The sequence below is a fragment of the Acinetobacter sp. WC-323 genome, assembly GCF_000314615.1.
Taxonomy (GTDB): Bacteria; Pseudomonadota; Gammaproteobacteria; order Pseudomonadales; family Moraxellaceae; genus Acinetobacter; species Acinetobacter courvalinii.
The window spans coordinates 24793-37238 of record NZ_AMZS01000058.1 but is presented as its reverse complement, the minus strand read 5'-3'; the positions used below and the strand labels follow the sequence as shown (position 1 = coordinate 37238).

14 protein-coding genes and 1 pseudogene are annotated in these 12446 nt (G+C 44.0%); 10 read left to right on the top strand and 5 right to left on the bottom strand.

Annotation, left to right across the window (positions count from 1 at the left end):
- Positions 1 to 20 precede the first annotated feature (20 nt).
- From ACINWC323_RS05535 to ACINWC323_RS0119275, 5 genes and pseudogenes are all read left to right on the top strand, one after another.
- A complete protein-coding gene (locus ACINWC323_RS05535) occupies positions 21 to 779 on the top strand; it encodes a hypothetical protein (protein WP_009514329.1) in 759 nt (252 codons plus the stop codon).
- Between the two features lie 171 nt (positions 780 to 950).
- Entirely contained in the window at positions 951 to 1523 is a 573-nt protein-coding gene (locus ACINWC323_RS05540; protein ID WP_009514147.1) for an HdeD family acid-resistance protein, read from the top strand.
- A gap of 117 nt (positions 1524 to 1640) precedes the next feature.
- The gene (locus ACINWC323_RS05545; RefSeq protein ID WP_009514332.1) at positions 1641 to 3620 is read left to right on the top strand and encodes an ATP-dependent helicase; all 1980 of its coding nucleotides are present in this window, start codon (positions 1641 to 1643) and stop codon (positions 3618 to 3620) included.
- A gap of 64 nt (positions 3621 to 3684) precedes the next feature.
- Complete coding sequence (locus ACINWC323_RS05550) at positions 3685 to 3930, top strand: RNA recognition motif domain-containing protein (protein ID WP_009514340.1); 246 nt, start codon at positions 3685 to 3687, stop codon at positions 3928 to 3930.
- A gap of 6 nt (positions 3931 to 3936) precedes the next feature.
- A pseudogene (locus ACINWC323_RS0119275) lies at positions 3937 to 4299 on the top strand (ASCH domain-containing protein).
- A 12-nt stretch (positions 4300 to 4311) separates the two neighbouring features.
- On the opposite strand, the gene ACINWC323_RS05555 reads toward ACINWC323_RS0119275, so the two are convergent.
- Positions 4312 to 4656, bottom strand: coding sequence for an EF-hand domain-containing protein (locus ACINWC323_RS05555; protein ID WP_009514136.1), 345 nt, complete (start codon positions 4654 to 4656; stop codon positions 4312 to 4314).
- A gap of 85 nt (positions 4657 to 4741) precedes the next feature.
- Here ACINWC323_RS05555 and ACINWC323_RS05560 point away from each other — a divergent pair, with 85 nt between their 5' ends.
- Positions 4742 to 5245 (top strand): DUF6586 family protein, encoded by a 504-nt coding sequence (locus tag ACINWC323_RS05560; protein WP_005280620.1) that lies wholly within the window; start codon positions 4742 to 4744, stop codon positions 5243 to 5245.
- Between the two features lie 112 nt (positions 5246 to 5357).
- The gene (locus ACINWC323_RS05565; RefSeq protein WP_005226660.1) at positions 5358 to 5636 is read left to right on the top strand and encodes a hypothetical protein; all 279 of its coding nucleotides are present in this window, start codon (positions 5358 to 5360) and stop codon (positions 5634 to 5636) included.
- A 55-nt stretch (positions 5637 to 5691) separates the two neighbouring features.
- On the opposite strand, the gene ACINWC323_RS05570 is transcribed toward ACINWC323_RS05565, so the two are convergent.
- From ACINWC323_RS05570 to ACINWC323_RS05585, 4 genes are all read right to left on the bottom strand, one after another.
- Complete coding sequence (locus tag ACINWC323_RS05570; protein ID WP_009514135.1) at positions 5692 to 7407, bottom strand: cation:proton antiporter; 1716 nt, start codon at positions 7405 to 7407, stop codon at positions 5692 to 5694.
- Positions 7408 to 7634: 227 nt separating this feature from the next.
- Complete coding sequence (gene rpmG / locus ACINWC323_RS05575; RefSeq protein WP_003654787.1) at positions 7635 to 7790, bottom strand: 50S ribosomal protein L33; 156 nt, start codon at positions 7788 to 7790, stop codon at positions 7635 to 7637.
- Positions 7791 to 7802: 12 nt separating this feature from the next.
- Positions 7803 to 8039, bottom strand: coding sequence for a 50S ribosomal protein L28 (rpmB, locus tag ACINWC323_RS05580; protein WP_004649871.1), 237 nt, complete (start codon positions 8037 to 8039; stop codon positions 7803 to 7805).
- Positions 8040 to 8207: 168 nt separating this feature from the next.
- Positions 8208 to 9662: a coniferyl aldehyde dehydrogenase gene (locus tag ACINWC323_RS05585; RefSeq protein WP_032881631.1), complete on the bottom strand. Its 1455-nt coding sequence runs from the start codon at positions 9660 to 9662 to the stop codon at positions 8208 to 8210.
- Between the two features lie 121 nt (positions 9663 to 9783).
- Between ACINWC323_RS05585 and ACINWC323_RS05590 the strand changes: the two genes are divergently transcribed.
- From ACINWC323_RS05590 to ACINWC323_RS05600, 3 genes are all read left to right on the top strand, one after another.
- Entirely contained in the window at positions 9784 to 10482 is a 699-nt protein-coding gene (locus ACINWC323_RS05590; RefSeq protein WP_009514347.1) for a TetR/AcrR family transcriptional regulator, read from the top strand.
- Between the two features lie 84 nt (positions 10483 to 10566).
- Complete coding sequence (purU, locus tag ACINWC323_RS05595) at positions 10567 to 11430, top strand: formyltetrahydrofolate deformylase (protein ID WP_005226672.1); 864 nt, start codon at positions 10567 to 10569, stop codon at positions 11428 to 11430.
- 208 nt (positions 11431 to 11638) lie between these two features.
- The gene (locus tag ACINWC323_RS05600; RefSeq protein WP_005226673.1) at positions 11639 to 12433 is read left to right on the top strand and encodes an energy transducer TonB; all 795 of its coding nucleotides are present in this window, start codon (positions 11639 to 11641) and stop codon (positions 12431 to 12433) included.
- Positions 12434 to 12446 lie beyond the last annotated feature (13 nt).

The window sequence follows — 12446 nt, the reverse complement described above, 5'->3', positions numbered from 1 at the left end:
ATTTTTATTGGGGAAAGTCTATGTGGAAAAATATTCGGGTCGCGATCTTGCTGGTCGTGTTGCTGGTGGTCGCTGTAAATGCCTATCGTGATCAGAATCAGGACTGGAATCAACCGATTCATATTTTATTGCATCCGATTAATGCTGATGGTTTAGAGACCACACAACAGTATATTCAACAATTACAGCAAGATGACTTTGCTGAGGTGAAACAGTATTTAGAGAAAAATAGCCAGCAGTATCGCGGGCAAAGCAGCTATTTCATGATTCAGATTGGGCGGGAACTGCAACAAACACCACCAAAGATGTCTGAACAGCCGAGTATCTTAAATAATATTCTATGGAGCCTAAAGTTTAGATTCTATGCATGGAAACAGCATCAATCGGGAGATGGCTCTCCGAGTTTGACCTTATATCTGAATTTCTACGATCCGAAGCAGAGCAGGGAATTGAAGCATTCAACTGCACTGGAGCGTGGACGGATTGGTTCGGTCAATTTATTTGCTTCACCCAAACAGGCTGCACAGAACAATGTGGTGTTGGTACATGAGTTACTGCATGGCTTCGGCGCGACAGATAAATATAATCTGAATAATGGCGAACCGATTTTCCCGATTGGCTATGCCCAAGCCGATCAGCAGCCTTTATATCCACAAACTGAAGCTGAAATTATGGGAGGAAGAATTCCCTTGTCCGAACATAAAAGTAAAATGCCCAATGACCTGAATGAAACAGTCATCAGTATTTTAACGGCCAGGGAAGTGGGTTGGATCAAGTAAATTGTGGATAAGTTTAGATTTATCCATAGCATTCAACAGAACACTCAAAAATATGAAATAAAACCCAAGTTTTCTGACATTCCATCATTAATTTTCAACATGCCTTATACAGAATTTTGTGTCGAACAGGCCCAATATAGACATATAACATTGAAGATAAAAGAGTAAATAATGATGAAAACAGTGGGTAACGATCTGATTCGCAATCAGCTCCACGCTGATCGTAAATGGTATCTGTTATTGGGCGTGTTACTGGTTATTTTTGGCTTGGTTCTTTTAGCTGCGCTACCATTCGCCACCTTGTCTGCGGTACTTTTATTTGGTGTCTTGATGATGCTGGGCGGCATTTTGCATTTTATTGCCGCATTTACCGTCTTTAAAGGCGGTACGCGCTGGTTGTGGGCTTTATTTGGTGTGCTGTACTTGGTGGCAGGTTATTTTGCCTTTACCACACCGGTGATCACTGCGGTGGTGCTCACCAGCTTTTTGGCAATTGCCCTGATTATTGCGGGGATTATACGCACTGTGAATGCATTTATCCTGAGACCGGTTTCTGGTTGGGGCTGGGTGCTGTTTTCAGGCATATTAACCTTACTTACCGGGATTTTAATCCTTTCATCACCGGATTCACCTTTCTGGGTGTTGGGAATGTTCTTGGCAATTGATATTTTATTCCAGGGAATTAATTACCTGACCTTTGCGGGAGCGATCAAACAGTTGCCGCATAGCTCAACCACCGCCTAACTCATTCGCTAAAATTGTAGGGCGTGCCTTTTGCACGCCCTTTTTGTTTTGTAGCGAGAAACATTTGCATGGCTTTAGTCTGTTAAAATATCGATTCGTTTGTAACTGACCGATTATATGACGCTTGCCAAGCTAATTGATGAACTGAATCCACAACAGAAACAGGCTGCCACCACGACTGCACAAAATTGTCTGGTTTTGGCAGGAGCGGGATGTGGTAAAACCAAGACCATTGTGGCGAGATCGGCATATTTAATTGATCAGGGTTTGCCTGCACAGCAGATCCAGATTCTGACCTTTACCCGTCGGGCTGCAAGTGAAATTGTCACCCGTGTCGAGCAGCATATGGGTGCACAGGCCAAAGGTTTGCGTGCATCCACCTTCCATACCTTTTGCATGTATTTGTTACGTCGTAATCCGCGCGCTTTTGGACTGACCCAGTTCAGCATTATTGATCGTGATGATCAGTTGCTGATGTTCCGTTTACTGCGCGGCAAGGATAAGGGCAATGTATTGCCAAAAGCGGCTGAATTATGTGATCTGTATTCATATGCCCGTAATACCAAGACCAAACTTTCAGATGCCTTATTAGAACAGTTACCGCAAGCAGTGGAGTACAAGGCGCAAATTGCGGAACTGATGCAAGCCTATGAACAACGTAAGCAAGAACGTAATTTTCTTGATTATGATGACATCTTGTCGATTGTGGCCGTGCATTTGCAAAACTCAGCTGAATTGGTGCAATGGGTTACCGGCTTCTGTTCAGCACTACTGGTCGATGAAATGCAGGACACCAATCCGTTGCAATGGGCGTTGCTGCAACCCTTAGTCGGTAAGGTCAAACTGTTTTGTGTCGGCGATGATGCACAATCGATTTATGGCTTTCGTGGGGCAGATTTTGAAAATATCCATCATTTTAAGGAACGTGTCCCTGATGCCCAAGTGCTGACGCTGGAAATGAATTATCGTTCCACGCAGGGTATTCTGGACTTATCCAACTGGTTACTGGCGCAAAGTCCGATTGAGTATGGCAAACATTTGCAAGCCTATCGCGGTAAGGGCCTAAAGCCTCAGTTGCATATCCTGAGCAATGAGTTTGAAGAAGCCAACTGGATTATTCAGGATTTAAATCGCCGGCATATGCAGGGAGCTGCATGGGCAGAGCATATGGTGCTGTTGCGTTCGGGTTTTAGTGGACGTTATCTGGAAGGAGCCTTGATTGCCGCCAATATTCCCTACCGTTTTATTGGTGGGGTGAAACTGCTGGAATCGGCACATGTGAAGGATGTGCTGAGTCTACTCCGTGTTAGTGTCAATCCGCAGGACGATCTGGCATGGATGCGCTTCCTGACGCTCTGGGATGGTGTCGGTGATATTGGTGCCAGCAAGCTGGCTCAGGAACTGATCCAGCTGCCTGATATTGAGGCGCGTTGCCAGCGTTTAGAGCGTCATGGCAAAGTGCCGCAACAAGCCATTCTGATCCTGATGCAGCTGGATGTGTTGCAGCAACATGTCGAAGCCTGTATTGGGCTGGCGCTGGATGCCTTGAATGAACAACTGGAAAATAACTATAAAACCAAAGATTGGACCCGCCGTGTCAAAGATTTTGACTTGGTCAAGCAACTGGCACGTAAGCACAGTTCGCTTGGGGAGTTTCTGGAGGAATATGTACTCGATCCAATTTCGGTCTCGGAAATTGATAAAACCCCAGATCAGGACTTGGTAACATTGATTACCATCCATTCGGCTAAAGGTGCCGAGCAAAAAGTCTGTTATGTACCGCATGTTTCGCCAACGCAGTATCCGCATGCACGGGCACAGGGCGATTTTGACGATGTGGAAGAAGAGCGTCGAGTGTTGTATGTGGCCTTAACGCGTGCCGAGAATGAACTCATTTTGACAAAACAGAATTTAAATCTATGGGCACATGATCAATATGATGAGCTCGGTCGCAAAATAGAAAGTTATTTTCTCAATGATTTACCTCAACATTTAGTTGATGTCCAGATTCACCGGGATATTCCACGTGGCTATGGCCAAAGCAATCGTTCTCTTAGCGCTGCAATCAATTTAGGTTTTGGCATTGATTTCGATTAAACTAGGCAGATTCAATTTCTTTTGATTCACCGATTTGAGGGTGAATCATGTTTTAGGTTTTAGCATGAAAATTTTAGTTCGTAATTTAGATCGTAGCGTGACCGAAGCAGAAGTGCTCGACTTATTTAAAGCCTATGGCAAAGTCGAGTCGTGTGTGGTGGTCAAAGATGCTGAAACAGGAAAATCGAAAGGCTTTGGATTTGTAGAGATGCCAAATCCGCGTGAAGCGATTAAAGCGGTAAAAGGCTTAAACACCTTGAAAGTAAAAGGCTACGGCATCCGTGTGAAAATTGCGGAAGATCAAGCTTAATTCTGTATGTTAAAGCAATATACCGCTTTATCGGTTGTTGCTCCAAATGCCGGGCGAATTGTGTAAGGTCAGAAAACCTTGGAAGTTCGCTCATGGCATCCTGAGGTATTGCCTTTAAAAGATGTAGTAATTGTCGAGAATCAAAACTTTCTGTTGCAGGATGGTGATGAAGAAGCTGATTTGACCGTTGCCTTAGTCGATATAGAAGCCGTTCATGCATGGCGAGTGGATGAAGTTGAAGCTGCTTGCGCATCATATTGGGCTGAAGGCTATTTCGCTTGGATGATTGCGAATGTCCGTCCATTCGACCAACCCATTCAAGTCATGGCTCAGCGAAAACTTTATCTGCTCGAGGTGGGCATCGAGTAACTTGTCTTCGCCTTATTTACCCCATGTTTGTCCCCAACCCTGACAAGGGTTGATAAAATAGCCATAGATATTGGTGATTTCTTGTTGGTCGATTAAGCCATTATGATCCTGATCGAGTGCTTTAAAAATCTTTATGCGTTTACGGTCGAGCGGGAAAAATTGTTTTTGCCAGGAAACAGGTTGATCTTTTAGGTCAATGAGTTTTGTCCATTCATTTTGATCAATCATTTGATCTCGGTTGAGATCGTAATCGGCATAGAGCTTTTCCCAGTCCAAACCGGCAGGTTCACAGCTATAACTCATTGAAATCGCCATACAGTATATTAAGCTCAGGATGGCTTGTTGAATATGACGCATGAGCGGGCTCAAAAGATATTGATTTTATCATTAAAGCATTTAATCTTAAGCTATCCAAGTGGAAGGATTTTGAAGGAAAAATATTATGTCCCGTGTTGCTCGTTATCATGCAGATCGTACCAATCAGAAACTGTATTTCGCCCGTCTCGCATGTCAACAAGCTGAGCAAACAGAACATATTCAACAAGCACAGGCTTATCGTGAAGCTGCTGTTTTCCATTTGCATGGGGCAATATTGGCATTTTTGCAAGAACTGGTGCGTTATTATCGCCTGAATGACTTGCAGCCGACCTTTAAGTCGATTGAAGAACATATGGCAGATAAAGGGCAGGTCTCTCCAGAGATTCAGGTATTACAACAACTGGCTAAAGATGGTTTTGTGGCTGAATTGAAACGTGCCTATCGGATGTGTCAGTATGCACCCGAGCCCTCTGCACCAGAACCTGAAAATGAAACCTCTTCTAATTTGATTATCAAGGTGACGCAAAGCCCACAGGCATGGTTGCCCGATGCCAAAATCTTACGTGAATGGCATCGTGAATTAAGTCACTTAATTGATGGTTTTCGTAATGAAATGGTGGAGTTCTAAGTCGAAACTTTAAGACGACTTGAAATCTATTCCCTCAGCACTTATATAAATAAGACGTGAGAGCGCAAAGTGCCAAATACTTTGCCACCATGTTGAAACATGGAGAAAATTTATGTCAATGCAACAGTTAAAAGAATTATTTGGTAATCAGGAAGCAATTCTTGAATTGGTTCAACTCGAAGGTGGTGAGCTTGCTTTGCGCAATGCGGGTTCTGAAAATGAGCCTTTGGTCAAAATCCAGTTTAGCGATGAGGTGAAAGCCATCCTCGGAGACCAGACGCCAGCGGTCGCGCAACACATGATTCAGGCAGCCTTGTTCGGATTGCTGGAAAAGCAGATGAATCAGTGGCAAGCCGAAGTGCTGGATGAGCAACCTAGCCATTTCAGCTAATCCTGAAAAATAAAAAAGCGTACTCAAGGTACGCTTTTTCGTTTAAAGCAGTTTGTTAATGGGCTTCGGTCTGATGCGCGAGTTCAATCTGATTGAGGATATGATGGCTCATATTCTTGGCCATTTCCTCTTTGGCATAGAATACTTCCCCAATATTTTCCTCACGGATAATCACTGCTTCTTCTTTACTTTCTGCACAGATCAGGACCTGAATTTCAGGATTAAGCTGTTTAGAAATATCCACGATACGATGAATATCCAGAATATCCATCGGTGAGATCACTAACAGGCGTGCATGCTGAATGTGTGCCTGAATCAAGACATTCGGTTCGGTGGCTTCACCGCTGACCGCTGCTCTGCCTTGGGCACGTAGTTTTTCAACAATTTCCCGGTTTTCTTCTGCAATCACCACTTTGATGTTTTGCTGCATCAGATTTTCACTAATACGACGACCCACCCCCCCATAGCCGATAATTACCACCTGATCGCGCAGGTAAGCCTGATCAACCTCATCCGGAAGCATCGCCAGTGGGTCACCACTACGTTCCAGTAAGCGTGCCAAATGCGAGCGCTCACGAATCCAGCGCTGTACGGGTTCGATGGCAGAGAACACAAATGAGTTCAGCGTAATTGAGAATAATGCGCCTGCAAGAATCAGGTTTTGTGCATCCGGTGTCAGTAAACCGAGTGATAAACCCAGTGTTGCCAGAATGAAGGAGAATTCCCCAATCTGGGCCAGACTTGCACCTACCGTTAAAGCAGTATTAATCGGGTAGCGGAAGAACAGCACCAAAGCCATTGCAGCCAAGGTTTTACCCACCATAATGATGGCAACCACCGCTAAAATCTTTAATGGGGCTTCGACCAAGATACTTGGATCGAATAACATACCCACGGAAACGAAGAATAAAATCGAGAAGATTTCACGGAGAGGCAGGGTTTCTTCTTCGGCACGATGACTAAAGTCCGATTCTTTAACCACCATCCCGGCAAAGAATGCGCCCAATGCCATGGATACACCAAATACCGCATATGAACCATAAGCAATGGAGACCGCAGCTGCTACTACAGTCAGGGTAAATAGTTCACGGGAGCCTAGACGTGCCACAAATTGCATGATCATCGGCACAAGACGTTTACCAATAATCAGCATGAAGGCAATAAAGCCCGTCACTTTTAGCAGGGTGATCCCGATCGTGACCCAGATGCTTTGTGAAGTATCGGTACCAGAAAGGGCTTGTCCGCCTAGCAATACCGCCGTTGCAGGGAGAAGTACCAGTGCTAACACCATCACTAGGTCTTCGACCAGAAGCCAGCCGACGGCAATTTTTCCATTCACCGAATCGAGCAGGCCACGATCTCCTAGCGCCTTGAGTAAGACCACGGTACTGGCACAGGACAAGCTTAAACCGAAGATCAACGCTGAACCGAAGCTCCAGCCCCAATACATGGACACCGCAACGCCGAGTAAGGTTGCCACGGCGATTTGTAAAATCGCACCCGGTAAGGCAATACGTCGAACCTGTAATAAATCTTTGAGGGAGAAATGCATCCCCACACCGAACATCAGGAACATGACCCCGAGTTCGGCCAGTTGATTGGCGAGCTGGATATCACCCACAACACCGGGCGTATTTGGACTAATAATAATACCGGCAACAAGATAGCCGATTAAAGGGGGGAGGCGTAGACGTGCTGCGATATAGCCAAAAATGAGGGCCATACCAAAACCGACAGCAAGTAATATAATTAAATCAACATCATGTGGCATCGGAGCTCCTTAATCGTTGCGGTTAAGGTAGAAATAAATGAGCATAAAACATGCCAAGAAAACAGCGAATAAATTGTAACAACTAAAATCGAATTTGTTGATGATAATTTTTTTAATTATCAAAAAAAATTATGTAAGAGATTTATTCATGTGTTTTTTTAGTTATACCGCGTTTTTCAGGCAAAAAAAACGACTTCAAAAGAAGCCGTTTTTTTAAAGAACTAAAATTATTTAATTTTAGCTTCTTTGAAGATGACGTGTTGACGGATTTTTGGATCAAATTTTTTGATTTCCATTTTTTCCGGCATAGTACGTTTGTTCTTAGTAGTGGTATAGAAATAACCTGTACCAGCTGTAGAAACGAGGCGAATCTTATCACGCATTGTTCAGACTCCTTAGATCTTTTGACCTTGAGCACGGAGATCAGCAACAACTTTCTCAATACCCAATTTATCAATAATACGCATACCTTTAGTGGTTAAACGAAGACGTACAAAACGCTTTTCGCTTTCTAACCAAAAACGGTGGTGGTGCAGGTTCGGCTCGAACCGGCGTTTGGTTTTGTTGTTTGCGTGCGACACGTTGTTACCAACGATAGGACGCTTGCCGGTAACTTGGCAAACCTTAGACATGGTGAACTCCATTGCTAGTTTATACAGCACAATTTCGTGCAACTAGCCATTCAAGTAAACGGATGAAATCATTCAAGGGGCGTTTTATACCAAAAATACGATTAAAAGACAAGCGAATTTGGTAAAAACAAGACATGATCTGGTGTGATAGATCATGCCTTAACCAGCTTAACGAAATAGTGTTTTTAAAAGCAGTTTGTGTGTCGCTTTATTATACGGTGGCAGAATGAATTTTAAACTGTAAAGTTTAGGGCTGACCGGATTCGACATCATTGAGCGTTCATGTGAGAAGCTAAAGAAACCTTCTTTGCCATGATATTTGCCCATGCCCGATGCGCCAATGCCGCCAAATGGCAAGTCATCTTGAGCCACGTGGGTCAGGGTCTGGTTAATCCCGAAGTGTCCTGAATGCGTGCGGCCTGCGACATAATCGGCACGGGCACTATCTGTATCGAAGTAATAGAAAGCCAGTGGGCGAGGGCGACTATTAATAAACTGTAGGGCTTCGTCAATATGCTCGTATTCCAGAATAGGAAGAATTGGACCAAAGATCTCGTTCTTCATAATCTCCATTTCTGTGGTCACACCGTTTAATAGGGTCGGTGCAATTTTACGAACCTCGGTCAGAGACTCATTCTTGGCATTGAGCTCAACAATATTGGCGCCTTGTTCACGGGCATCTTCCAGATAACCTTGCAGGCGGTTGTACTGCTTGTCATTGATAATAGAGGTATAGTCGTTATTATCACGCAAGCTTGGATACATGGTGGTGACAAAGTCATTATAGTGCTTGGTAAACTCGGCCGTTTTGCCCTTAGGCAGGAACATATAATCAGGGGCAACACAGGTTTGGCCCGCATTCCAGAGTTTACCAACCGCAATCCGCTGTGCCACATCACGAATGTTCATGGCGGAATGCACCAGCGCAGGGGATTTGCCACCTAATTCTAAAATCACGGGGACAAGATTCTCTGCCGCCGCAGCCATGACAGTTTTACCTACCGAGGTTGAACCGGTAAAAATCATTTTGTCAAAAGCCAGATGGCTGAATGCATCTGAAATAACCCCACCACCATTTACCACAGCCACCAGTTCCTGCGGAAATGCTTCTGAAAGGGCATTTTCCAGTACATAACCAAAGTGTGAGGATGCACTCGAGATTTTGATCATGGCATGGTTACCCGCTGCCAAGGCACAGATCAGTGGACCCAGTGAAAGGAGCAGAGGATAGTTCCATGGTGCAATAATGCCGACTACACCTAAAGGTTGATATTCTACCCAGCCTTTCGCTGGTTGGTGTAACATGCTGATATGGCGTTTGGACGGTTTCATCCATTCGGTTAGGTTCTTGCTGTAATATTTGATATGTTCCAGACAAGTCAGAACTTCGCCAATCTTGGTTTCCATCACGGCACGGTTGCCGTAATCCTGATTAATTGCGTTAGCAAATTGATCTTGATATTTTACCAGGATATTTTTAAGTCGGGCTAAGCGATCAAGACGTTCTTTGGCGCTTGGCACAGGATGGCGTTGGTAAGCTGCTTTTTGCTGCTCAAGCAAATCATGTAGCCGTTGTACATCAACATGAGGTGTCATAGCGGTTGTTTTTGTTTGACTGTTCATAGGAGTGGACCAAAAGAAAGCTTATTATTTTTTAATTTTTAGAGTAAATACTCTAAAGTGTCAAGTCGCTTTATAGGTTTGTTTTATAACCTATTGATAATGTTATAGATGGTTAAACTCAATGTCGCACGCTAAACCGAACAAAACAAAAGATCGAATTTTGCAAATCAGTTTGCAGTTGTTTAATGAGCGTGGAGAGCGTTCGGTCACCACCAATCACATTGCGGCTGAACTGGGGATTAGCCCTGGTAACCTGTATTATCATTTCCGTAACAAACAGGAAATTATCAAGGAACTGGCGCAGCAGTATCAGGCTGAAACCTTGGAAATGCTGGCTTTGCCGGCCGATCGCCCATTGAATGCCAATGACAAGATCAGCTACTTTCAGGTGCTGAGTAATCAGTTGTGGGCCTATCGTTTTATTCACCGCGATGTGTATCATCTGGTGGAAAATAATGAAGACTTTAGAAAAATCTATCCGCGTTTTGCGGGGCAGGTGATGCAGCAGGGCCAAAAAATCTATCGCGCTTTCGTGGATGCCGGCCTGATGAAGATGACCGATTCGGAAATCGAAGCCTTGATTATTAACCTGTGGATTGTGCTGACCAACTGGACTAACTTCTTATATATGTCTGGTCATATCAGTGATAACAATCGCCTTGAAGAAAAATGGGTATGGCAGGCTTTGCGTCAGATGGTGTTTCTGGAAGGCCCGTATTTGATGGGGGAAAGCCGCCAGACTTATGAACAATTATTGAAATCATTGGGTCCATCCGACCTGTTTGCCAGCTTATCTAATCTTAAAAATGACGACGAGTGAGCCTTAGCTATTTAGTCAGGGGCAAAAAAGGGTTAGAATGCTCGGCTTGATTTTAATTTGATTCGAATAAGTGATATTAACCAAATGAACACGACTACAGCCCACACAGCGCGATTACTGATTACTTGTGAAGACAAGCCGGGGATCGTGCAAGCCGTATCGAGCTTTTTGTATCATCAGGGAGCAAACATTACCGCACTTGATCAGTACGCAACAGAAGCTCAGGGCGGGCGTTACTTCATGCGTGTTGAATTTGAACTTGATAATTTGCCATCTCGTAAAGAAGCGCTTATGCAGACTTTTGCTGTAAATGTGGCTGAACGTTATGAAATGCAATGGAAAATGAATTTCGTTGGCGAGTTGAAAAAAGTCGGTATTCTGGTGTCGAAAGTTGACCATGCTTTACTAGAACTGTTATGGCGTCATGCGCGTGGCTCATTACCATGTGAAATTACCCAGGTGATTTCAAACCATCCAGATTTGCGTGAAGCGGTTGAAAACTTCGGTATTCCTTTCCATGTTGTCCCAGTGAATAAAGACAATAAAGCTGAAGCTTATGCTCAGATTGATGAAATGATGCAAGGCAACGATTTATTGGTGCTGGCGCGTTACATGCAGATTCTCAGCGAAGACTTTGTTGCGAAATGGGAAATGAAGATTATCAATATTCACCATTCCTTTCTGCCAGCTTTCGTGGGTGCAAATCCATATAAGCAAGCCTATGAGAAAGGCGTGAAACTGATTGGTGCAACAGCACACTATGTGACGGCTGATCTCGATCAAGGCCCGATCATTGAACAGGACGTTGAACGTGTGAGCCATGACTATAACGTTGAACAGCTGCGTGAGTTAGGTGAAGACGTTGAACGTAATGTCTTGGCACGTGCGGTAAAATGGCATTTAGAAGACCGTATTATTGTAGATGGCAATAAAACCGTAGTGTTCTAAGAAACGCTATCCTGCCGTTGTATAAAAAGAACATGCCGTCAGGCATGTTTTTTTATGCCTATTTTTCAAAGCTTAGCAAATATACAAGAAAAAATGGTTGCAAATGAAAACACTTCTCATTTATTATTACGGCACTTTCATTGTTCTATCCGATGAGTGAAATCGCTTTTTTGAAAGTCTCACCATCTATATAGGTACTTAGATTCTTATGAGTCAATCTCCTGCTACATTCAACACGCCACACCCGATGAAAAAGAAAATCATCACTGCCTTAGTTGCGGTTGTGATTGGACATGTAGGAGTTCTGTGGGCGGTTAGCCACATGAAAACGATGGAGCTTAAGCCCGTCGACAAAGAGCCGTTAAAAGTACGTTTTTTAACAATTAAAGAAGATGTACCACCACCGCCACCTCCTCCTGCAAAAGTAGAGCCGATCAAGCCTAAAGTAGAGCCTAAACCTGTAGAGAAGAAGGTAGAGCCAAAACCTGTTGAAAAGCCAAAAGTTATTGCCCAGAAAGTACAGAAGGTAGAACCAAAGGTGATTCAACAAGATGATACGCAAGAGAAATTAAAGAAACAGCAAGAGTTGGAAAAGCAGAGATTAGAGCAGCTCCAGCGGGAACAAGCGTTAAAAGAGCAACAGGCTCGTGAACAGGCGTTGAAAGAACAGCAAGCCCGTGAACAAGCGCTTAGAAATCAAAGAGCAGAAGAGGAGGCCCGAAAGAGTCAGCCTGCTGCGCCTGGTGAAGTGTCTTGGTCGAGAAAACCTGCGCCTGCTTATAAAGATTCGGATTTAGAGGGTAGTGAGCGGACAATTATTGTACATATTGAAGCTGAACCCTCAGGCAAAATTTTGAATGTAACGGTAAAAAAATCAACAGGATTACCGAAATTAGATGACATCGTACTCAAAGCAGTACGAAGAGCGAAATTTAAACCAACTAAAGATGGGCGAGCTATTAATGGGGATCTCCCATTAGAGCTGGTGAAGAGTTCCTCTTAGCCTTTTGTAGCAG

What these genes read in the sequence shown, in the direction of transcription:
- purU (WP_005226672.1), top strand. Translation starts at nt 10,567, where the DNA reads ATGAACACGACTACAGCCCACACAGCGCGATTACTGATTACTTGTGAA.
- ACINWC323_RS05535 (WP_009514329.1), top strand. Translation starts at nt 21, where the DNA reads ATGTGGAAAAATATTCGGGTCGCGATCTTGCTGGTCGTGTTGCTGGTG.
- ACINWC323_RS05565 (WP_005226660.1), top strand. Translation starts at nt 5,358, where the DNA reads ATGTCAATGCAACAGTTAAAAGAATTATTTGGTAATCAGGAAGCAATT.
- ACINWC323_RS05590 (WP_009514347.1), top strand. Translation starts at nt 9,784, where the DNA reads ATGTCGCACGCTAAACCGAACAAAACAAAAGATCGAATTTTGCAAATC.
- rpmB (WP_004649871.1), bottom strand. Translation starts at nt 8,039, where the DNA reads ATGTCTAAGGTTTGCCAAGTTACCGGCAAGCGTCCTATCGTTGGTAAC.
- rpmG (WP_003654787.1), bottom strand. Translation starts at nt 7,790, where the DNA reads ATGCGTGATAAGATTCGCCTCGTTTCTACAGCTGGTACAGGTTATTTC.
- ACINWC323_RS05600 (WP_005226673.1), top strand. Translation starts at nt 11,639, where the DNA reads ATGAGTCAATCTCCTGCTACATTCAACACGCCACACCCGATGAAAAAG.
- ACINWC323_RS05550 (WP_009514340.1), top strand. Translation starts at nt 3,685, where the DNA reads ATGAAAATTTTAGTTCGTAATTTAGATCGTAGCGTGACCGAAGCAGAA.
- ACINWC323_RS05570 (WP_009514135.1), bottom strand. Translation starts at nt 7,407, where the DNA reads ATGCCACATGATGTTGATTTAATTATATTACTTGCTGTCGGTTTTGGT.
- ACINWC323_RS05540 (WP_009514147.1), top strand. Translation starts at nt 951, where the DNA reads ATGATGAAAACAGTGGGTAACGATCTGATTCGCAATCAGCTCCACGCT.
- ACINWC323_RS05545 (WP_009514332.1), top strand. Translation starts at nt 1,641, where the DNA reads ATGACGCTTGCCAAGCTAATTGATGAACTGAATCCACAACAGAAACAG.
- ACINWC323_RS05585 (WP_032881631.1), bottom strand. Translation starts at nt 9,662, where the DNA reads ATGAACAGTCAAACAAAAACAACCGCTATGACACCTCATGTTGATGTA.
- ACINWC323_RS05555 (WP_009514136.1), bottom strand. Translation starts at nt 4,656, where the DNA reads ATGCGTCATATTCAACAAGCCATCCTGAGCTTAATATACTGTATGGCG.
- ACINWC323_RS05560 (WP_005280620.1), top strand. Translation starts at nt 4,742, where the DNA reads ATGTCCCGTGTTGCTCGTTATCATGCAGATCGTACCAATCAGAAACTG.